The 21,738-nt window shown below is 33.5% G+C and carries 23 protein-coding genes and 1 rRNA gene; 10 read left to right on the top strand and 14 right to left on the bottom strand.

Annotated elements, in window-relative coordinates; genetic code table 11:
* Positions 1–80 precede the first annotated feature (80 nt).
* From ACQ0RB_RS10430 to rrf, 5 genes are all read left to right on the top strand, one after another.
* Positions 81–779: a hypothetical protein gene (locus ACQ0RB_RS10430; protein WP_430498323.1), complete on the top strand. Its 699-nt coding sequence runs from the start codon at positions 81–83 to the stop codon at positions 777–779.
* A gap of 55 nt (positions 780–834) precedes the next feature.
* Positions 835–1,425, top strand: coding sequence for a hypothetical protein (locus ACQ0RB_RS10425; protein ID WP_430498322.1), 591 nt, complete (start codon positions 835–837; stop codon positions 1,423–1,425).
* Between the two features lie 87 nt (positions 1,426–1,512).
* Positions 1,513–2,418, top strand: a complete 906-nt coding sequence (locus tag ACQ0RB_RS10420; RefSeq protein ID WP_430498320.1) for a DUF1566 domain-containing protein — start codon at positions 1,513–1,515, stop codon at positions 2,416–2,418.
* A 233-nt stretch (positions 2,419–2,651) separates the two neighbouring features.
* Positions 2,652–3,128 (top strand): T9SS type A sorting domain-containing protein, encoded by a 477-nt coding sequence (locus ACQ0RB_RS10415; RefSeq protein WP_262733673.1) that lies wholly within the window; start codon positions 2,652–2,654, stop codon positions 3,126–3,128.
* Positions 3,129–3,497: 369 nt separating this feature from the next.
* A 5S ribosomal RNA gene (gene rrf, locus ACQ0RB_RS10410) occupies positions 3,498–3,605 on the top strand.
* A gap of 59 nt (positions 3,606–3,664) precedes the next feature.
* On the opposite strand, the gene ACQ0RB_RS10405 is transcribed toward rrf, so the two are convergent.
* The 12 genes from ACQ0RB_RS10405 to ACQ0RB_RS10350 all read right to left on the bottom strand — a co-directional run bounded on the left by ACQ0RB_RS10405 (position 3,665) and on the right by ACQ0RB_RS10350 (position 15,414).
* Positions 3,665–3,895, bottom strand: coding sequence for a DUF6095 family protein (locus ACQ0RB_RS10405; protein WP_243832958.1), 231 nt, complete (start codon positions 3,893–3,895; stop codon positions 3,665–3,667).
* Positions 3,885–4,703: an N-acetylmuramic acid 6-phosphate etherase gene (gene murQ, locus ACQ0RB_RS10400; RefSeq protein ID WP_430498317.1), complete on the bottom strand. Its 819-nt coding sequence runs from the start codon at positions 4,701–4,703 to the stop codon at positions 3,885–3,887. Before murQ ends, ACQ0RB_RS10405 begins: the two co-directional genes overlap by 11 nt.
* A 142-nt stretch (positions 4,704–4,845) precedes the next feature.
* On the bottom strand, positions 4,846–7,071 hold the full coding sequence (locus ACQ0RB_RS10395; protein WP_430498315.1) for an NADP-dependent isocitrate dehydrogenase: 2,226 nt from the start codon (positions 7,069–7,071) through the stop codon (positions 4,846–4,848).
* Between the two features lie 98 nt (positions 7,072–7,169).
* Positions 7,170–7,892 carry a pentapeptide repeat-containing protein gene (locus tag ACQ0RB_RS10390; RefSeq protein ID WP_430498313.1) on the bottom strand — a complete coding sequence of 241 codons (723 nt, stop codon included), beginning with the start codon at positions 7,890–7,892 and terminating at the stop codon, positions 7,170–7,172.
* Between the two features lie 538 nt (positions 7,893–8,430).
* A complete protein-coding gene (gene rplS, locus ACQ0RB_RS10385; protein ID WP_129760375.1) occupies positions 8,431–8,781 on the bottom strand; it encodes a 50S ribosomal protein L19 in 351 nt (116 codons plus the stop codon).
* A gap of 252 nt (positions 8,782–9,033) precedes the next feature.
* Positions 9,034–9,282, bottom strand: coding sequence for a hypothetical protein (locus ACQ0RB_RS10380; protein WP_430498311.1), 249 nt, complete (start codon positions 9,280–9,282; stop codon positions 9,034–9,036).
* A gap of 2 nt (positions 9,283–9,284) precedes the next feature.
* Positions 9,285–9,962 carry a tRNA (guanosine(37)-N1)-methyltransferase TrmD gene (gene trmD, locus ACQ0RB_RS10375; RefSeq protein ID WP_430498309.1) on the bottom strand — a complete coding sequence of 226 codons (678 nt, stop codon included), beginning with the start codon at positions 9,960–9,962 and terminating at the stop codon, positions 9,285–9,287.
* Between the two features lie 130 nt (positions 9,963–10,092).
* Positions 10,093–10,500 carry a hypothetical protein gene (locus ACQ0RB_RS10370; protein WP_430498308.1) on the bottom strand — a complete coding sequence of 136 codons (408 nt, stop codon included), beginning with the start codon at positions 10,498–10,500 and terminating at the stop codon, positions 10,093–10,095.
* Between the two features lie 292 nt (positions 10,501–10,792).
* On the bottom strand, positions 10,793–11,467 hold the full coding sequence (locus ACQ0RB_RS10365) for an AbiV family abortive infection protein (RefSeq protein ID WP_430498306.1): 675 nt from the start codon (positions 11,465–11,467) through the stop codon (positions 10,793–10,795).
* Positions 11,468–11,649: 182 nt separating this feature from the next.
* Positions 11,650–12,258 carry a tRNA (guanine-N1)-methyltransferase gene (locus tag ACQ0RB_RS10360; RefSeq protein ID WP_129760371.1) on the bottom strand — a complete coding sequence of 203 codons (609 nt, stop codon included), beginning with the start codon at positions 12,256–12,258 and terminating at the stop codon, positions 11,650–11,652.
* A 146-nt stretch (positions 12,259–12,404) separates the two neighbouring features.
* Positions 12,405–13,853, bottom strand: coding sequence for a glyceraldehyde-3-phosphate dehydrogenase (locus ACQ0RB_RS10355; RefSeq protein ID WP_430498304.1), 1,449 nt, complete (start codon positions 13,851–13,853; stop codon positions 12,405–12,407).
* A 148-nt stretch (positions 13,854–14,001) separates the two neighbouring features.
* A complete protein-coding gene (locus tag ACQ0RB_RS10350; RefSeq protein ID WP_134199360.1) occupies positions 14,002–15,414 on the bottom strand; it encodes a trypsin-like peptidase domain-containing protein in 1,413 nt (470 codons plus the stop codon).
* 160 nt (positions 15,415–15,574) lie between these two features.
* Between ACQ0RB_RS10350 and dapF the strand changes: the two genes are divergently transcribed.
* The 5 genes from dapF (at position 15,575) to ACQ0RB_RS10325 (ending at position 19,605) form a co-directional block, all read left to right on the top strand.
* Positions 15,575–16,351 carry a diaminopimelate epimerase gene (dapF, locus tag ACQ0RB_RS10345; RefSeq protein ID WP_430498302.1) on the top strand — a complete coding sequence of 259 codons (777 nt, stop codon included), beginning with the start codon at positions 15,575–15,577 and terminating at the stop codon, positions 16,349–16,351.
* Positions 16,348–16,872 (top strand): GNAT family N-acetyltransferase, encoded by a 525-nt coding sequence (locus ACQ0RB_RS10340; RefSeq protein ID WP_335975403.1) that lies wholly within the window; start codon positions 16,348–16,350, stop codon positions 16,870–16,872. Before dapF ends, ACQ0RB_RS10340 begins: the two co-directional genes overlap by 4 nt.
* Positions 16,873–17,916, top strand: a complete 1,044-nt coding sequence (mltG, locus tag ACQ0RB_RS10335) for an endolytic transglycosylase MltG (protein ID WP_335975405.1) — start codon at positions 16,873–16,875, stop codon at positions 17,914–17,916.
* Between the two features lie 5 nt (positions 17,917–17,921).
* The gene (locus ACQ0RB_RS10330) at positions 17,922–18,827 is read left to right on the top strand and encodes a DUF2279 domain-containing protein (protein ID WP_430498299.1); all 906 of its coding nucleotides are present in this window, start codon (positions 17,922–17,924) and stop codon (positions 18,825–18,827) included.
* A gap of 106 nt (positions 18,828–18,933) precedes the next feature.
* Complete coding sequence (locus ACQ0RB_RS10325; RefSeq protein ID WP_430498297.1) at positions 18,934–19,605, top strand: peptidoglycan-binding protein LysM; 672 nt, start codon at positions 18,934–18,936, stop codon at positions 19,603–19,605.
* Positions 19,606–19,612: 7 nt separating this feature from the next.
* On the opposite strand, the gene ACQ0RB_RS10320 is transcribed toward ACQ0RB_RS10325, so the two are convergent.
* Positions 19,613–20,329, bottom strand: coding sequence for an SAM-dependent methyltransferase (locus tag ACQ0RB_RS10320; RefSeq protein ID WP_430498295.1), 717 nt, complete (start codon positions 20,327–20,329; stop codon positions 19,613–19,615).
* 2 nt (positions 20,330–20,331) lie between these two features.
* Positions 20,332–21,735: a PQQ-dependent sugar dehydrogenase gene (locus ACQ0RB_RS10315; protein WP_430498293.1), complete on the bottom strand. Its 1,404-nt coding sequence runs from the start codon at positions 21,733–21,735 to the stop codon at positions 20,332–20,334.
* Positions 21,736–21,738 lie beyond the last annotated feature (3 nt).

Below are 21,738 nucleotides of genomic sequence, written 5' to 3'. Positions count from 1 at the left end.
AAAGTAAAGATTATTTCGTTTTTAATCTGCTTTTGAGGGTTGTAATGACAATTCGTAAAAAAAACATAAGAAAACATACAATGAAACATCAATTACTTACATTTCTTGGTTTACTACTCTGTATTTCGGGGCATACACAAAGCTTTACCGGGAAGCTCGAAAACCCGTTACAAAATATGCCCGAAATGGACATAGTACTTTGGCCTATGGGGATGGACAGTGCTGTAACCATTGGAAAATTGACCACCAATGGAACTTTGGAATTTAATTTTCCGGAAAAAGAAGCCTTCCAATCTGCCAATGCGGAAAAACAAATGGTAGTGGACGATTTTAAACATGCACTCCGTTTTAATTGCATTGGGCAAGACGAACCCGAGTATCCAAATGTTATGGCAACTAATATAAGTCCCATTTCACTGTGGCACAAAGAACGCTTTGTGGGCGTGCTGTTTCCCGTTACCGACGAGAGGTTGATGCATTGGATGGAAGACGAAGCCTACAACAATCCCATTGAGGGCACATTTTACGAAATAGTTTATGTTGCTGAAGCCACCACACTTAAAACCGAATGCGCTGCTACATTTCAGTTTTCAGAAGAGACGGTAAACGCCAGCTACCACTATCAATTGGAACTAGAATCAGGATTGAATGTTATTGCCTATACCATTGAAGATATCCATAAAATGAATTCCAAGGTTACCTCCAACAAACCCAGTAAGGTTGTAGTTAAAAATGTTAAAGCAGAAGATGGTATTAAATGGATAGCAAAATATTTCTAAACAATAGGAAAAAACAAGATGACTTGTATATGTTGAATTTTAAAACCAAAACCTTATGAGACCCATTTTTTTGATGCTGATTTTCATCTTATTTGTGACAAGTTCATGCAAGCAATCTTCTGAAAAGGAAAACGATTTGATTGAAGAAAAAATTGATGAGCTCGAAAATTCGACTAAAGTTGGTTCTTGGCAACAAAACTTAATAACAACAGAAGCTTTACAACTTGACCAACTCAAGGCTAAACTGCCTAAACAATTGGCGGGTTTGCCGTTAAGAAGTTCAGATTCGCCAGCACCACAAACCGTTATAGGAACTTATAGTTTAAGTACAGACCCTAACCATGAGACCGAAAACATTACTGTGAAGATTTTGGATGTTGCCGGAAATTATGGTTTTGGGCATGTCAATGCCGTCCATAAAATGATTTCTATGGAAGTAAACAATAAGGGAGATAATAATTGGGCAAAAACCCAAGACCATCAAGGTGTTAGGATTTTATTAAAAGAAGAGCGTGTTAAAGACATCCAATTTTCAGAACTGCAATACATCAAACAAAGCCGTTACCATATTACCTTAACTGGTAGAAGGTACGACAGTAAAAAACTCTTACAGGCAAAAAGCGATTTAGGAAAAACCGATTTTTAACAGATTGATAAGTTAAAATGAGTTCGGTAAAAAGAATGTATGGAATAGGACAATTATAAAAAACGAAATAACAAAAAACAGATTCACATGAAAACAATACTACACATTATGGTGTTTTTCCTTTTCGGAACCATTTTCGCTCAACAGGGTATTAACTATAAGGCTATTGTAAAAGACGGCTCTGGTAACGTGGTTGCCAACGATTTAATACAGGTGCAGTTTACCATTTTACAAGGTGCCACAAGTGTATATCAAGAAACCCACAGTCCAACCACCGATGCCAACGGCATTGTTGTTCTAAACATTGGTGAGGGCACACCTATTTCAGGCACATTCAGCACCATTGATTGGAGTGCAGACGACCACTACCTAAACGTACAGATAAACACAGGAGGTGGCCTTACGGATATGGGTACGACGCAGTTTATGGCAGTGCCTTATGCCATACACGCAAAAACTGCAGAAAGTGTAAGTAGTGTAACCACCTATTCTGTAGGTGACTTTGCTCACGGAGGCATTGTATTTTGGGTTGATGAAACAGGACAGCATGGACTGGTATGTGCCAAACAAGACCAAAGCACAGGAGTACGTTGGTATGCAGGGACCAACGGCAATACTCAAGCCAGAGGAGACGGACTTTATGCAGGCAAAGCCAACACATCAATCATAATTGCTGCACAAGTTGCTCTTGGTGATGATGGTAGCACCTACGCAGCCCGTATTTGTAATGAATTACAAATTACAGAAGGCGGTAATACTTATGGCGATTGGTACTTACCCTCGAGAGAAGAATTAAACCTGATGTATCAAAACAAAGCAGCTATTGATGCCACAGCAGGGGCAAATGGAGGCAGCAGTTTTGCTAGTACCTACTATTGGAGTTCTACCGAGTACACTTTCGACGGCGCTTGGGGGCAGAACTTCGTCGGTGGTGACCAAATCTACGGCAATAAGGGCAGCATGGTCAGGGTTCGTGCTGTTCGGGCTTTTTAACTATTGTTCATTGCGAGGAACATAGCGACGAAGCAATCTCATCAAATATTTTCGGTTTCGACTTCAACTTCGACTTCGATTTCAAAGAGATTGTCACGACCTAAAGGTCTCTCAATGACAAAATAAAAAATGCACGTCGTTCCGAGTGAGGTACAAGCGAAGCAATCTTAACAATAAAAGAAACAGGTCGCTATGTCCCAATTGTAGTAGTGATAATTATAAAACAAATTGAAATGAAAAACATACTAACATTCATAATGGGCTTTGGGTGCTTATGGACACAAGCCCAAACCATAGAGAAATTCTCCATAGACAGTGGTGGTAACAGTACTTCAAACGGCAATATAACTGTACTTTATACCATAGGTGAAGTAAACGTACAAGAACTCAATGCAGGTAACATTCTTTTATCTGAAGGATTTATCAGTTCTGATTTTGGTGAAACCTTAAGTATTGGTGATGAGAATTCTATTGATAACCAATTGTTGATGTACCCAAACCCTGCTAAAGATTTTGTAACTATTACCAATTTGCCTCATGGAGAAATACAAATGATAGTTTTTGATATAAATGGAAAAGTAATTGTTTCAAAAATAGTAAATACGGAAACAGCAAGAATAGATACATCCAATTTTTCAAATGGAGTTTATATTGTGTGGTTAAACCATAATGGATACATTATTCATAAGAAATTGCTTGTAAACAAATAGCAGATCTTATTTTGAGAAATGATTTTAGGAGGTAACCTTAAATGGGTAAAAATAACCTCGTTTCAACTGTCTTGAACAACAGCAGGAAAGTTGACAAAAACAATTAAAAATTAAGCAAAAGATATGATTTACACAGTGCCTTATTGTTGTTTTCTATATACAATCTTTAATGGAAGACATTAAGCCTCACATAATATTTAGTAAACCATTGCATCTTATTAATTCAAAATAACTTTTAATTTTAGACACATTTTTGTTGTTATATAATTTAAAGAAGGTGTGTCTGGATTTTTTTGTTTTCTGCCTATTTCTGAAAGAAAATTTATATAAACAGAATTGTAATCCCTTATCAAGTTAGAGGTCAAAATTCAAGGTGGTTATAGCATTGGGACTCACCTCTTACCATTCCGAACAGAGAAGTTAAGCCCGTTAGCGCCGATGGTACTGCAACAGTGGGAGAGTAGGTCATCGCCTTTTTTTGTTTTATAAAGCTTAAGATAGGTGAGATTTGTTAAGAATAAATTATAGTATAATTACTAATTATTAAACATACTATCTAGAATAGTTTTTAAGCCTTTAAAAGCAAAAAAGATAGCTAACCCACAGATTAAACATCCAATAATTAAAATAGGAATATAGAGTGGTTTTTCTTGATTGCTAAATGCGATGTAAATTAGAGTAGGACCAAGAAACATACACAATAAAGAGAGTCCCATTTTTTTTAGGCCTTGTATTAAAACTTCTTTATTTGTTCGTTTAGTTTCCATGCTTATAGTTTTGAATAGCTAAGCGTACACTTTTATGTTTATTTAATAAGTGTTGTGCTTCCTCTTGTTGAATGTTAAGTTCGCTCATAATCATTTTTGTACCTCTATCAACCAGTTTATTGTTGCTCAATTGCATATCTACCATTTTGTTTCCTTTAACGTGACCTAATTGAATCATAGTGGTGGTTGTAATCATGTTTAAAACAAGTTTTTGGGCTGTTCCTGCTTTCATTCTTGAGCTTCCTGTAACAAATTCGGGACCAACAATAACTTCTATAGGAAATTGAGCTGTAAGTGATAGTGGGCTTTTATAATTACAGGTTATGCATCCAGTTGCGATGCCTTCTTCATTACATTTTTCTAAACCACCAATAACATAAGGTGTTGTACCAGATGCTGCAATACCAATGACTACATCTTTTTTAGAGACTTCATATTCCTTTAAGTCTTTCCATGCTTGGTCTTTTGAGTCTTCAGCGAATTCTACTGCTTTTCTTATTGCTGTATCTCCTCCTGCAATTAAACCAATAACTAAATCGTGAGAGACACCAAATGTTGGAGGACATTCTGACGCGTCAACAATTCCAAGTCTGCCACTTGTGCCAGCTCCTATATAAAATAATCGACCTCCATTTTTTAATTTTTCAACTATTACTTTTACTAGTGCTTCAATTTGAGGAATTGCTTTTTCAACAGCCATTGGGACTGTTTTGTCCTCGTTGTTGATGTTAGTCAATAATTGGTTTACTGTCATCTTTTCTAGATGATTGTAATTGGAATCTTGCTCTGTGGTTTTTGTAAAGTCCATAGCTCAAAAATAATGATTTTTTTGCTGCGTTAATGATGGTAGTGACATCCTTTTTTGTTTTACAAAAAAGATATAACGGACAGCATGACCCGAAGGGTAACGCCCTAAAATAAAAAAGCTCCTAATTAAAGGAGCTCTTATATTAAATTGAGTTTATAATATTGTTGAAGGTGCTGCTTGGTCGCATTACTTTGCTTTCGATGTCGTCTTCGGTTAGGTAATAGCCTCCAATGTTTGTTGTTTGACCTTGAACTGCATTTAGCTCGTCAACGATTTTGGTTTCGTTTTCGGTAAGTGCTTTAGCAACTGGAGTGAACATAGTTTTTAGTTCACTGTCGTTTGACTGGTTAGCCAAAGCTTGAGCCCAATACATTGACAGATAGAAGTGACTCCCACGATTGTCTAACTCACCACATTTTCTTGAAGGTCCTTTACCTTTTTCTAAGAGTTTTCCGGTTGCTTCATCTAAAGTGTCGGCTAAAACTTGAGCTTTCTTATTGTTGAAAGTTTCGCTTAAATGCTCTAAAGAAACCGCTAAGGCTAAGAATTCACCTAGAGAATCCCAACGTAAATGGTTTTCTTCTAATAACTGTTGTACGTGTTTTGGAGCTGATCCACCAGCACCAGTTTCGAACAAACCACCACCATTCATTAATGGTACGATAGATAGCATTTTTGCACTTGTACCTACTTCTAATATTGGGAAAAGGTCTGTAAGGTAGTCTCTTAATACGTTTCCTGTTACTGAAATTGTGTCTTTTCCTTCCTTAATACGTTCTAGTGTGAATTGTGTTGCAGCAATTGGGTCTAGAATTCTTAGGTCTAATCCAGAAGTATCGTGTTGTGGTAAATATTGGTTAACTTTTTTGATTAACTCAGCATCGTGAGCACGATTTTCGTTTAACCAGAATACTGCTGGAGTTTGTGATGCTCTTGCTCTAGTTACTGCAAGTTTAACCCAGTCTTGAATTGGTAAATCTTTAGTTTGACACATTCTCCAAATATCACCAGCTTCAACTGTGTGCTCCATTAATGTGTTTCCTGATGCATCAACAACTTTTACTGTTCCGTTAGAAGTAATTTCAAACGTCTTGTCGTGCGATCCATATTCTTCAGCTTTTTGAGCCATTAAACCAACGTTAGGAACTGTTCCCATTGTTGTTGGGTCAAAAGCACCATGTTGTTTACAAAAATCGATTGTAGCTGTGTAAATACCAGCATAACTACTATCAGGAATTACAGCTTTAGTATCTTGTTGTTTTCCTTCGGCATTCCACATTTGACCTGAAGTACGTATCATTGCAGGCATTGAAGCGTCAATAATAACATCGCTTGGTACATGTAGGTTGGTAATACCTTTATCGCTATTTACCATAGCTACTGCAGGACCATTATTGAAAGCTTCGTTAATTTCAGCTTCGATTAAAGCTTTTTTGTCGGCTGGTAATTTTTCTAATTTAGACACAAGGTTACCAAATCCGTTATTTTCTTCTACACCAATTTCTTCAAGAATATCTCCATATTTTTCATACACATTAGCAAAAAATACTCTTACTGCATGACCAAAAATAATAGGGTCAGACACCTTCATCATTGTAGCTTTCATGTGTAATGAAAAAAGTACTCCTTGCGCTTTGGCGTCTTTAACTTGTTCTTGTAAAAAGTTTAATAATGCTTTTTTGTGCATTACAGTACCATCAATGATTTCACCTTTTAAAATTGGGAAACTATCTTTTAAAATGGTTTCATTACCATTTTGGTCTGTATGAACAATTTTTATGCTAGTATCGTTATCTAGTGTAAGTGATTTTTCGTTGTGAGCAAAATCTCCTTCAGTCATTGTAGCAACATGAGTTTTAGAGTCTGAACTCCAAGCTCCCATTGAGTGCGGATTTTTCTTAGCGTAGTTTTTTACCGCTTTAGGTGCACGTCTGTCTGAGTTACCTTCACGTAACACAGGGTTTACAGCACTCCCTTTAATTTTGTCATATCGTGCTTTGATAGCTTTTTCTTCGTCATTTTGAGGATCTTCAGGATAGTTAGGTACATTGTAACCTCTTTCTTGAAGCTCTTTAATTGCAGCTGTTAATTGCGGAATTGAAGCACTAATATTAGGTAATTTAATAATATTTGTTTCAGGTAATTTAACAAGTTCACCTAGTTTAGCTAAGGCGTCTTCTACTTTTTGGTCTTCTTTTAAAAAGTCAGGGAAGGTTGCTAAAATTCTTCCTGCTAATGAGATATCTTTAGTTTCTATAGTAATTCCAGACGATTTTGTAAATGCTTTTACAATTGGTAAAAAAGATTGAGTTGCCAACGCTGGAGCTTCATCTGTTTTTGTATAAAATATAGTAGAAGATTTTGTCATTTGTTGTTAAATTTTATCTATTTATGAACTTTGTATTTTTAAAATCTTGCAAATATAATAATTTCAAGTGGCTATCCCTTGTAGTTTATAGGCAATAATTATTCAATTATGATATTGTATGTGTTTAAAAGCCCGAAAATTTGCTCTTTTGAAAATTTTGCTTGATTAATAGTATTAATTTCTGGATTTATGCTGTAGTTAATTGCCGACCTTAAGTCGGCTTTTTCAAGGTTGGTGTTTTCAAAAACAGCATTTTTAAGATCGCAATCCGTAAAGATTGCTTTAGAAATATTAGTTTTTGTAAAATCTACTTGCTGTAAATTACAGTTTAAAAAAGGAGTATCTTTAATATTTAGATTTGTAAATGAAGCTAGATTTAAACTACAGGAATTGAATGTAAAGGATAATAAAAAATCATTACAATCATGAAAGTGAAGCCCTAAAAGTTTACAATTGTTAAACTGTACATTATTGAAAGTAGTGTGTTTTATGTTAGCATTACTAAAGTTACAATCAATAAACTCACACTCCAGGAAACTAATATTTGAGACATCAGCATTAGAAAAATCACAATCTATAAACGAGCAATTGTTGTATTCAGCTTTTGGTAAAAGGGTTTTGGTGTAGTTTCTAGCGCTAAATGTTTTATCTAAGAGTAGAGGTAGGTCCATATTATTGTTTAAAACATCAAATATAGGTGTTAAAAAAACAAAAGCCATATCATTGTAGCTAACTACCTTGACATGGCTTTCTCTGAAACTGTTACTACGTGATCTAATTAACACTTCTGCTAAATCAGCCGTATTGGAATTTACATTCACAATCGTCTTTTTCAATTCAAGTTTCACAGTATCAATGAAACATCTCTATAACTTTCAAAATGTATTGACTTGTTATTCAATGTTTCAGTTTAATTGTTTTTCTTGATGTTTTGTCTGTTAAACTTCGTTTTCACGTTACTTACTTTTCAAAACATTGTACCTATCTTAACATTCGCTTTCGTTCCTGTTACCTTCGAGTACTTTCCACTTTTCTAGTTTTTGTCTGCCTAAACATACAGTACTTTTAAAAGCTTCATGGTTTTTCAACTTAATCATGCATACACATGCTGTTTCAAAACCTCAAAAAACAATTTTATAAAGAACGTTACTTTATTTCGACTTTAACATTAACACCTTTTTTTATGGTGACCAACTCAAGGTTGTTGTTTAATCGTTTAGCTAATATAGGTCAAGAAATGAAAATTGCAAATTTTTTAGACCATTAGATATCAACCATTTATGAACCGAAGTTATTAACAATGGTTAATAAAAAAGCCTTGAGAGTATCAAGGCTTTATTATTATATGGTTTGAAGTGCTTATTTTCTAACTTCTTTAATTCTTGCTTTTTTACCAGTAAGACCTCTAAAGTAGTAAATTCTTGCACGTCTAACTTTACCTCTTTTGTTAACTTCAATTTTTTGAAGTGCTGGTAAGTTAATTGGGAAAATACGCTCTACACCAATTGTTCCAGACATTTTTCTAATGGTAAATGTTTCAGAAGTACCAGATCCTTTACGTTGTAATACTACACCTTTAAAAAACTGAGTACGTGTTTTACTACCTTCTTTAATTTCGTAGTATACAGTAATTGTATCACCTGCACCAAATTCAGGTAAGTCTTTTCTTGTTACAAATTCGTCTTGTACAAATTTTACTAAAGAATTCATTTTGTTTAATTTTAAAATGGTTGATTCAAACCAACATTCACGGATCTCGCCAGAGGTTAATCTGAAATTGGCTGCAAAGATAATTAATAAATACTAACGTACAATTAATAATTAATAATTTTTTGGTGTTCCCAAGCCAAAGTGTAAACACTTGTCTTGGTCAGGCTATCCATTATATCTTTTTACGTGTCTTCGTCAGGCCTTGACTGACGTAAAAAGGATGTCATTACTATCCTTAACACTTTAAAATAGTTAACTAAAAACCATATATGCAATACTAAAGTTAAGTGCACAAAATGTAATTATTCCAACAATAGCATTATAAAAGGGTTGTTGCACTGAGTTTATCTTATCGTTAATTACTTTATCACCAGATAAGTACTTAAGGTCTTTCTTTTTTCCTATTAATTTGAAAAAATAATAACGAGTATACAATCCTATAACATGAACAATTATGCCTCTAAAAATGATTTCAACAAAAAACTCAAGTATAGCTCCCACTTTTAATCATCCAATAAATCAGGTCTGCGCTCTTGTGTACGTTTATAGGCTTGTTCTTCGCGCCATTTTTCAATTTCAGGGAAATTACCACTAAACAAAATTTCAGGTACTTGCATACCTTTATACTCACGAGGTCTAGTATATATTGGAGGTGCTAAAAGATTATCCTGAAACGAATCGGTTAGGGCAGAGGTTTCATTACCCAATACACCAGGAATTAAACGTATTACAGCATCGCATAGTACAGCAGCTCCTAATTCGCCACCAGATAATACATAATCGCCAATTGAAATTTCTTTGGTAATAAACTTATCACGTACGCGTTGGTCAACACCTTTATAATGACCACATAATATAATAATGTTTTCGTGTAAGGACAGTTGGTTAGCAATACCTTGGTTTAAGCGTTCACCATCTGGTGTCATATAAATAATTTCATCATACTTGCGTTGTGCTTGTAAATCAGAAATACATTTGTCAATAGGTTCAATCATCATGACCATTCCTGCTCCACCACCAAACTGATAGTCGTCTACAGACTTATAATTATCGGTTGTGTAATCTCTAAGGTTATGAAAATGAACTTCTACCAAGTTAGCATCAATAGCTCGTTTAAGTATAGAGGCTTCAAACGGACTACTTAATAACTCAGGTAAAACGGTTATAATATCTATGCGCATGTTTTAAGTATTGGCTGCAAAGATAGGTTTAATTAGATTATGTTTTTAGGAAGATTTTTTTGAAGTAGACGAGAATAAGCAAATACTTGTATGCATTGTTGTGCATTACAGCTGAATACTGTTTAAAGTTTTAAATACTGTAATGTTTGTTCATTTTATTTTTGACTTCAGACAAATCAATTCCTTTCTTTTCAACGTATTCAATTAAATCTAATTCAATTTTAACTTGCAAATTGTGAGCTTTTAATGATATGTCTTTTGTTCTTTCAGATAGTTTCTTAAAGAAAGAATCTGATTGGAATTCATCTTTGTTTTCTATAAGACTTTCATGAATTAGCCAATTTCTTTCTGGTAGAAATTCACTCAATTCAATCATCAAAGATTTAGGAATCAAGGTTTCTTTTTTTGCAACATTTATTGCTTTACCAAAAGTATAAAACCGTTGTTTTTTTAAAAGATTGTCCGCTTCTTCCTTTTGAGAAGGCTCTGTTTTTTTTAAAATAATAGAATGACTCAAAGCATCTTCTACAGTTTGCACTGCACAAAGAGCTTCTCCTAAACAACAATAGAGGAACTTTTCTTTTTCAGACGCTTCTTTGAAATTAAGTTTTTTGATAATTAGAGAGTTTTTTAATGATAAATAATTTTATAATAAGGGTTAATATAGTCCTGTTACTAATACAAGAAATATTTTCGTTCCAACTGTTGTGCGCAATAATAAAGATAAGGATTGTTTTAATTATACATATAGACAGTTAAACGAAGTTAATAAATTTTAGAGGGCTTTTCGATTGGGAAATCAACCGTAATATACGTTGTTGTAAGCAGTTTTAAAAAGTGAAATCTCTCATTTCATTAGCCTTTCCTTTATCAATTATTCCTTTAGCTTCCGCTTCTTTATAACACTCTATTAAGGCTTTTTTCATTTCAGACATTTTCTGCTCTTTCCAAACAGGTTTCATATGTTTTACCCATAATTCTAATCCTTTTTCGGATTCAATTGATATAGAATTTTTCTTGGTTAGGATGTTCGCAAATTCCAAAATCATTCTTGCGAATTTTTTATCAATAGCCTTTTTTGGATGGCTCCAGGTCCCTTTACCAAATATATCTGTGTAGAAAGAAAGTTGCTTTATATTATCAATGTCTTGTCCGTGTGATTCTGAACTTTCAAAAGCAGTTTTAAATTCATCTAATTTTCTTGCACCACCTACAAATAAAGATGGAACAATCCAAGACAGATTTTTTTCTTTATGATTTCTATAGTCTTGCCAAGATTTTTTTAATTCCTTTGAATCTTCAGTAAGTAAAATTTCTTTTAATATTCTTGATTTACCAGCTTCTTCTATGGCTAATATTGACAATGAAACTGAACGTTCTATTCTATCGTTTTTATAAAGAATTTGTGCATCCTCGTACAAATCACGAGCATTTTCGTTTGCAAGTTTTATTCCTTCAGAAGCTTGTTTCGGGGTTAGTTGACCTTTGAATTGATGACCTCTCATAATTTAATTACTTACAATTTTATAAAGATATTGATAGTTTTAATAATTTATCTCGACAGTTAAACGAAGTTCGGTTTTTTATTTTATAAAATCAAGTTACAGAACTATTTAGGGTCCATTTTATAAATAAAAAAATCCGTAAAAAACTTTACGGATTTATATTCATCTAAAAAAGCAAATCATTATATGCCTTTTTGTTTATTAATTTCATCTTGAAGTTGGCGTCTCACTTTTTGCTCTCTTTCTAAAGCAGTTCTGCGGTGTTCTTCAAACTCTTCTTCGGTTTCAGCTAACGATTTTTTAGCTTGCTTAGTAATAGCATTACTGTTTTTAAACTTATATATAAAGAGTAGCAACAGTGCAAATAATCCTCCAATAATACTCCACATAAGTACATTGTAGCCTCCTTTGCTCATTTGCATGCCAAACAAAGCCATACTATCTTTTTCAAGATTGGTTTTGTCTAATGTGTCTTTGGTATTTGTAAGATTGCTTTTAAGCTCAGTAATCTCTAAGGCTTGTTTGTCTACTATAGCTTGTGTATCTGCCAAATCCTTGTGTATGGCTTTAAGCGAGTCTAATGTGTGTGCTTTTAGTGTATATAACCAGTTCTTTTTTACAACTTTATACTCTTGATAATTGTTTGAGCGTTGTATAACGAATTCAAATTGATTGTCAATACTCCCTTCGTTTAATGATAATTTGTCTTCTTCGGTAGTTTCCTGAGCAATTAGGGTTGTAAAGGATAATATGCAAAGTGTTGTAAGAAAAAGGGTTTTAAAATATTTCATTTTAGTTAGGCTGTTTTTAGCTGTGGTTAATTTTGAACAATATAGCAATTTCTATTGATGTTTGATTATTTTTTAAGCAAATAGCCTCACATTTTGTGAGGCTATTTTATATACGAACGGTTTTATGTTTTGGACGTTTTAGTCTATTAATAATAGGTGTAGCGTCTTACTTTTGCAATATATTTTGCTAACCTAATTACTTGATGGCTATAACCATACTCATTATCATACCATATATATAGTATCACATTTTTACCATCTTTTCTAACAATGGTTGCTTTACTATCATAGATTGAAGGAGCAGAGCTACCAACAATATCGCTAGATACCAACTCGTCGCTCATTTCATATTTAATTTGTTCTACCAAGTCACCTTCAAGCGCATATTTTTTCATAATGGTATTGATACCTTCAACTGATGTTGATTTCTCTAATTCCAAATTTAAAATCGCTAAAGAGCCATTTGGTACAGGAACTCTAATTGCATTAGAAGTTAATTTCCCTTCTAAAGATGGTAATGCTTTAGAAACTGCGCTTCCTGCTCCAGTTTCGGTAATAACCATGTTAAGTGCTGCTGCACGACCACGACGGTATTTTTTATGGAAATTATCAACTAAATTTTGATCGTTGGTATAGGCGTGGATAGTTTCTAAATGACCAGTTTTTACTCCAAAAGTGTCTTCAACAGCTTTTAATACAGGTGTAATTGCGTTGGTTGTACAAGATGCTGCTGAAAAAATATTGATGTTGTCAGGATTGTTTTCAAGATGGTTAACACCATGAACAATATTTGGAACACCTTTTCCAGGAGCAGTAAGTAATACTTTATCAACACCTTTTGATTTTAAGTGTCTGCTTAAAGCTTCATTATCTCTAAAGGCTCCAGTATTGTCAATTACTAAGGCTTTATCAATTCCGTATTTGGTATAGTCGATATCTTCTGGTGCATTTGCTGAAATAATATTTACAGTTGTACCATTTATAATTAAAGCGCTGTTTTTTACATCGGCAACAACAGTTCCTGGGAAATCACCATGAACAGAGTCGTTACGTAATAAAGATGCTCTTTTTTCTAAAACAGTTTGGTCTATTGAACCTCTTGTAACAATAGCTCTTAAGCGTAATTGACTTCCTTTTCCTGTTCTGGTCATTAGCTCTCTAGCTACCAAACGACCAATTCTACCAAAACCATAAAGCACAACATCTTTAGGTTCAATAGAGTTGTTTTTACTAGCATCTTTAAGTTTGTTGGCTACAAATGCAGTTGCATTGCTGTATTTTTGATCTTCTAGGTGAAACTCATAGGTTAATTTTCCTATGTCTAGTTTAGCAGGAGGAAGGTCTAATGTTTTAATAGCCTGAGCGATTTCAACAGAGTCGAAAATAGAAATTGGTTTTTGTACAAACTCGCCAGCATATTCGTGTAAGTTCAAAATCTCGCTAACATTTCTGTCAATTAATTGATTTCTGAACAAAACAAGCTCTATGGATTTATCATACCAAAGGTCGCTAACAATTTTGATAAATTCTACAGTTGCTCTTCTACGATCTGCTTGAAAAGCCAATTCACTTTCATAAGTTTTTGTAAGACTCATTTTATAATGTTTAGTGTGTTGTTAAAATGAAATTTTTTGCAAAAGTAATATATTTCAAACGTTTTCGTAAACTATTTTAACAAATAAAAAACCCTTTAACTATTAAGTTGTTAAAGGGTGATTTTGAGTTATTGTTATCAAAATGAGTTTACTTCCAATAGAAGCTCTCTTTTTTTCCATTTTTGTTGATAATTTCAAACTTTAATGGGTCATTACTTGATTTATTTTCAAGTGCATGTTTTACTTCATCAATACTGTTTACAGATTTATCATTTATAGCTGTAACAATGCTTCCTTCTTCAATACCATTCTTTTTCCAAAAACGCTCATATGTTTTGTCTAACGATGAAATTTTAACACCATTTTGAGCATCTAATTTTCTTAAGTCTTTCTCTTTGGCATTTTTAACCAACCCAATAATAGGAAGTTGTAAGGTTTGATTCCTTATTAAAGTTACAGGAACAATTTTAGTGTCGTTGTCTCTTAATAATGTTACGTTTACAACATCATCAGGACGTTTGGTGCTCAAATATCCTTTTAGGTCAGAAAACTTAGAAATTTTAATATCGTCTAGTTTTTTAATAACGTCACCACTTTGTATTCCAGCCAAATCAGCACCAGAGTCTTCTTCAACACTGTTTACATAAAATCCTTCAGTAGTAGCAACACCTAATTCTTCGGCATATTTACTATTTAATGATCCTCCAGTTACTCCTAAAATTCCATTTTGAACATCACCATACTCCATAATATCTTCAACCACTTTTCTGGCAATGTTACTTGGTACAGCAAAAGAATATCCAATGTAAGATCCTGTTTGTGATGAAATAGCTGTATTTATTCCTACCAAATCACCATTAGCATTAACTAAAGCTCCACCTGAGTTTCCAGGGTTTACAGCAGCATCAGTTTGAATAAATGATTGATGGTTTTGACCTGTTAAATCTCTTGACTTCGCACTGATAATTCCTGCAGTAACAGTGGAAGTAAGGTTAAATGGGTTACCAACTGCTAAAACCCATTCGCCAATTTTAGCTTGATCAGAATCTCCAAAAGTTACAAAAGGAAGTTCTTCATCGGTATCAATTTTTAAAAGTGCGATATCTGTTTTTTCATCACTACCAATCAATTTAGCATCATAAATTTTATTGTCGTTAGAAGTAATAGATATTTGATTTGCACCATTAATAACATGATTGTTGGTTATAATATATCCATCGGGAGAAATAATAACACCACTACCTGTTCCTACTTGAGCACGCTGAGAATTTCTTCCGTAGAATAAATCTTCAAATGAAGTTGGTCCTTTTACAATGGTTGTATTTTTAACGTGTACCACAGCGTGTACTGTTTTTTCGGCTGCATCGACAAAATCAGGAACATTTGAAATGTTGTAAGCACTTGTTACAGTATTGTTTGTGGGCAGAAAAGATACCTGCTCATTATTATTTGTGGTAGATGCCAAAGCACTGTTGTCTTGTTCTAAAAATAGCTTGTAGGCGGATAATGTTATAATTCCACCTAATACTGAAACTAAAACTAAGGTTAAAATCTTTTTCATTTGTTTTATTAGGTTTTGAGTTATGATTTGATAATTATTTAACGATTAAAATTAACTATTTATTGAATTAGCAGTTTCAATTTAACGATTTTTAACGTCGCATTTAACGCGTATTTAACACTGCTAAAACCAATGTTTTATTCCTATATTTGTACCGCTTATGAAACTTAATTTCTATAAATATCAAGGTACAGGAAACGATTTTGTAATGATCGATAACCGTTCATTACACTTCGACAAAAACAATACCAAACATATTGCTTTTTTGTGTGACAGACGTTTTGGCATAGGTGCTGACGGACTGATACTGCTTGAAAATCATCCTGAATATGATTTTAAAATGGTGTATTACAATGCCGATGGTAACGAAAGCTCTATGTGTGGTAATGGAGGTCGTTGTTTGTCAGCTTTTGCAAAGCAACTAGGTGTTGTTAATGATAAAGCTACTTTTATAGCTATTGATGGTTTACATCATGCTGTTATTGAGCAAGGTGTTGTGAGTCTTCAAATGCAAGATGTTATAAAAGTTAATCAACAGCAAGACTATGTGTTTTTAGATACTGGTTCGCCTCATCATATAGAAATGGTTAATGACTTGGAACATTTTGATGTCAAAACAAAAGGTTCAGCTATTAGATATGGTAATTTGTATGGTAAAGCAGGAAGTAATGTGAATTTTGTTGAAAAAATTTCAGAAGATACTTTTGCTGTAAGAACTTATGAACGTGGAGTAGAAGACGAAACGTTGTCTTGCGGAACAGGAGTGACTGCTGTAGCTTTGGCGATGCATTATATTGGAGAAACCGAAAAAAATCTAGTGACATTAAAAACAAAAGGAGGCGATCTTAAGGTGTCTTTTACTGTTGAAAATGGCGCGTATAAAAATGTATGGCTTATTGGACCTGCAACTTTGGTTTATAAAGGGACTTTTGAATGATAACTCTAAAAGGAAAGCATATTTATTTAAGAGCGCTCGAGCTAGAGGATTTGGAGTTTATCCATCAGGTAGAAAATGATGAAACCATTTGGGAAATAAGCAGTACCATTACACCATATTCCAAATTTTTAATAAAACAGTATTTAGAAAATGCTCATAAAGATATTTTTGAAGTCAAACAATTACGACTGGTCATTTCTAGTTATAATGATGACGCTTTAGGGCTCATTGATCTTTTTGATTTTGATTTCAGAAATAAAAGAGTTGGTGTTGGTATTTTAATTAAAAATCCTGAGGATAGACAAAAAGGTTTTGCTAGTGAAGCTTTAGGATTGCTTATAGATTACTGTGTAAAACATCTACATGTACATCAATTATATTGCAATATTTCAGAAGAAAATACTGCAAGCCTTAATTTGTTTGAAAGTCATGGGTTTCAAAAAATAGGACTAAAAAAAGATTGGACCTATACTAATGGTTCTTATAAAAACGAATATTTATTACAACGTATTTCAATTTAAATGTATATAAAGAAAATTCTTTGGGCAATTGCTCTTATAGGTCTAGCAGTAGCTGCTTACTTCGCGTATTTTGTGTATAGTGCAATGTTTAAGCCTAATACAAGTTTTAATAATGAAAATGCCTATGTGTTTATTCCTACAGGAGCCGACTATAACGAAGTAAGAGCACAGTTGGAACCATTGTTATTGGATATTGATGCTTTTGATGCGTTAGCAAAGCAAAAAAAATACACAGCTAATATAAAAGCTGGCAGGTATGAAATTAAAAAAGGAATGAGTAATAACGATATTATCAATTCCATTAGAAGTAATAATATCCCAATTAAAGTATCTTTTAATAATCAGGAAACATTAGAAAAACTTGCAGGTAGAATTGCAAACCAAATAGAAGCAGATAGTTTGTCTTTAATTGAAACTATGACTTCTGAAGCATTTTATGAAAAAAGCGGTTTTTCAAAACAAACAGCTTTAGGGATGTACATTCCAAATAGCTATGAGTTTTTCTGGAATACTTCAGCTGAAGAATTTAGAGACCGAATGTTAAAAGAATATAACCGATTTTGGAACGACAGTAGAAAAGCGAAAGCTAAAGCATTAAACATGTCTAGAGATAAGGTTATGGCTTTAGCGTCTATTGTATATGAAGAGTCAAAGCAAGCTAGCGAGCAACCTCGTATTGCAGGTGTATATATGAATAGGTTGCGAATAGGAATGCCTTTGCAAGCAGACCCAACATTAAAATTTGCAGCTTATCAATTGCCACAATATAAAAACACAGTAATAAAACGTGTATTGAATATTCACAAAGAAATAGAGTCACCTTATAATACATACATGAATGCTGGATTACCTCCAGGGCTTATCGCAATGCCAGATATTTCGGCAATTGATGCTGTGTTGAATTATGAAAAACACAATTACCTTTATTTTGCTGCTGATGCTAAACGCTTAGGGTTTCATAAATTTGCTAAAACCTTAAGTCAGCACAATGTAAATGCTAGAGAGTATCAGCGTTATTTATCTGCTCAAGGAATAAATAGGTAATTTTAATGCGAAAAAAAATCTGTTATATAGCCTTTCTATTTGTATCAGTATCTTTTTCGCAATCTACATTTGAGTCGTTTTTAAAGCCTAGTGATAGTTTAAATCCTTCAAGACGTAATGCGGTTGTAATAGCTGAGTCTTCTTTAGCAGGACTAACGCTTATTGGTTTAGATAGACTTTGGTATGCCGATTATCCTCGTTCAAAATTCCATACATTAAATGATAACAATGAGTGGTTGCAAATGGATAAACTTGGTCATGTGTTTACATCTTATCAATTAGGAAGAGTAGGTGCTAATGTTTTAAATTGGAGTGGTGTACGTAAAAAAGACCAGCTTATTTATGGTTCTACTTTAGGCTTTACCTTTTTAACAGCAGTTGAAGTTATGGATGGTTTCTCTGAAGAATGGGGTTTTTCTTGGGGAGACATGATAGCTAATGCAGCAGGAACAGGCTTGTATGTTGGTCAAGAATTACTTTGGCAAGAACAGCGTATTGTTTTAAAATATTCTTTCCACCAAACTAAATATGCTGCTCAACGTCCTGATAAACTTGGAGATGGCTTTTTTGAAGAGTTTTTAAAAGACTACAATGGTCAAACCTATTGGCTCAGTGCTAATGTACACTCGTTTTTCAAGGATAGTAATTTTCCTAAATGGCTTAATGTAGCTATTGGTTATGGAGGATATGGTATGTTATCTGGTGAAAATGAGACTGTTAATAACTCAATGATAAGTCAAAATAGAATTCGTCAATTCTATTTAAGTTTAGATGTAGATTTGTCAAGAATTAAAACGAACTCTCGTTTTTTGCGAACGATATTTGACGTTTTTAATGTTATTAAGGTACCATTTCCAGCATTGGAGTTTACCGATAAAAATGACATAAAGCTTCATGGAATCTATTTTTAGAGCGGTTAAACGATTAATTTTCAGGTTTTAAAAAAAAGTTATACCTTTGCACGCTGAAATTTTAGGTCCATTTTTGGGGAATTAAGGACTTAATAAATTAGCTATTATGATAAAAAAGAAAACTAATTTTTTTGTTATCCCTCTTGCAATTGGCGCTTTAATTTTTTTAGCGTTGTATTCAAACACTAAAGTAGATTTAACAAATTATTCTACTGAGGGTTTGGAAATAGATTTTACAGTATCTAAGGACATTGCTTTATTAGCAAAAGATTCTAAAGATGCAGTATCACCTATTTCAAATGACATTCAATTTCCTTACTTAGGGAAATCTTACGTAGGTTTTAAAGAAGCTCTTGGATTCAAAGAATCTGGTAGCAATTATTTTAGAGTTAACACACTTGGTTATTTAGGAAAGTACCAATTTGGTGCAGAAACATTAAAATTGATAGGTATTTATAACCCTAATCAGTTTTTATACAATCCTGAATTACAAGAAAAAGCTTTCTTAGCAAATGCTGAACGTAATAAATGGATATTACGTAAAGACATTAACCGCTTTGTTGGAAAAACAATAGGAGGCGTTAATGTAACTGAATCTGGTATTTTGGCTGCAGCGCATTTAGCAGGTCCTGGAAGCGTAAAAAAGTATTTAAGAAGTTATGGTTCTAATAACTTTAAGGATGCTTACGGAACTTCAATTAGACATTACCTAAAGAAGTTTTCTGGTTACGATACATCGCATATTGTACCAAACAAGAAAGCGAAAGCAGTACTTTAATAAAGAATTAATCTTTATGAATAGCAAAGATTGACGGACGTTTATGTAAGTCAATCTTTGTTTTTTTCCACTCATTCACGGTTTGCGTTTTTATATATTCAGTAGGTAATGTAATATCACAAGCAATACATATTCTTGTATTTTGGTGTAACAAACTACAAATATCTTCTAGCATTTTATTGTTTCTGTAAGGAGTTTCAATAAAGAGTTGTGTTTGATTTTGTTCAAAAGATAACTTCTCAAGTCGTTTTAAAGCAGACTTTCTTTCAGCTTTGTCTATTGGTAGGTAGCCATTAAAAGCAAAATTTTGTCCGTTCATTCCAGAACTCATTAATGCCAAAATAATAGAAGAAGGTCCAACCAAAGGTACAACCTGTATGTTGTTTTGGTGTGCAAGCTTCACAATTTCAGCACCAGGATCGGCAATTCCTGGACAACCAGCTTCAGAAAGCAAACCCATGGGTTTTCCTGCTTTACAAGCATCTAAAAAGTTTGAAATCTCAAAATCTTCAGTGTATTTATTTAAAACATTAATATTTAACGAAGGCTGCGATTTTCTTGGGCTTACTCGTTTTATAAAATGTCTAGCTGTTTTTTGATTTTCAACAATATAATCGTCAACCATTTCAATAATTTTCTTTACTGAAATTGGTAAAACTTCAAGTGGAGGATTGTCTCCTAAACGTGTAGGTATAAGGTATAATTTACCGTAAGTACTGTTCATTCTTAATTAACAATGAGCTTTTTAAATTGTGTTTGTCCATTATTATTAACTAGTTGTACTAGATAAAGTCCGTTTGATAATTCTTTTGTAGAAATAGTAGTTAACTGATTGTCAAATTCATTAACAGACTTTACAAGCTTACCTTGCATGTTAAATAAATGAACAGAATTTAATGATGAATAAAATTCTAATAGGTCTATAGTGAAACTTTCGTTTGCAGGATTAGGATATAATTTAATGTCAGATAATTGATGCTCATCAACACTTAAATTAGCATCAATGATTTTATATATTGTTCCAGAAGACAAGCCAGCAACATATAATTCTCCATTAACATCTTCACCAAAACAACTCCATCCATTTCCTGAGTATTGCTCAGTAAAGGTGTAACTCCAAGTGCCTTCGTTGTTACTTAAAATTCCTATTTCATTACTGCAGTAATCAGCAAAAAAGTAAACACCATATAAATTAGGTTGAGCAGAACCTCTATAAATATAACCACCAGTTATTGAGCATTTAAAGGCTCCAGATGAGGTATGACCATATTCAGCAACCGGAAAAGTCATTTCAGCCATGGGAGGACAATCGGCTGTGTTATAGGTGGAATTTCCTTCATAACAACGCCATCCATAATTAACACCTAAAGCAGAGGCAGAAGGAGTAACCATATTTATTTCTTCGTACTCATTTTGTCCAACATCAGCAATCCAAATGTCATTGGTTAGACTGTCAAAAGAAAACTTCCAAGGATTTCGCAGTCCATAAGACCAAATTTCGTCAAGAGCAGTTGCGTCACCAATAAAAGGATTTGTAGCAGGAATAGCATAGTTGTTTCCTCCACTAGTATTATCAACATCTATTCGAAGCATTTTACCTAATAAAGTACTGAGGTCTTGAGCTCTATTTCCTGGATCACCACCTGAACCTCCATCTCCTGTCGCTATGTATAAATAGCCATCATTTCCAAACGCCATGTCACCACCATTATGATTGATATAAGGTTGAGAAATAGTCATTAATATGAGCTCAGAACTTGAGTCTGCTGTATTGCTATCGCTTCTTGTGAATCTTGAGATTACAGTATCACCTGCGTTGTTTATATAATTAACATAAAAATAACCGTTCGAAGCATAATTTGGGTGAAAAGCTAATCCTAAAAGTCCTTGTTCACCACCATTATCAGTAACGTTTACGTCAATATCTAAAAAAGGAGTTGGGTTAATTGTGCCTTCTTGGTTTATGATTTGGATATAACCAGATCGTTCTGCAACAAAAAGTCTATTATCACCTGAATGCTTGATGTTTACAGGGTTTGAAAGTCCTGTAGCAAAAGTTTCAATCTCAATATCTTGAGCAAACCCAATAGAAAAACTAAAGAGTATAACTAGAGAGGTTAACTTTTTCATAGT

This window comes from Gaetbulibacter sp. PBL-D1 (assembly GCF_050509525.1).
Taxonomy (GTDB): domain Bacteria; phylum Bacteroidota; class Bacteroidia; order Flavobacteriales; family Flavobacteriaceae; genus Gaetbulibacter_B; species Gaetbulibacter_B jejuensis.
Note: the sequence above shows the minus strand (reverse complement) of the source record. Positions and strands in the feature narration are given on the sequence as shown.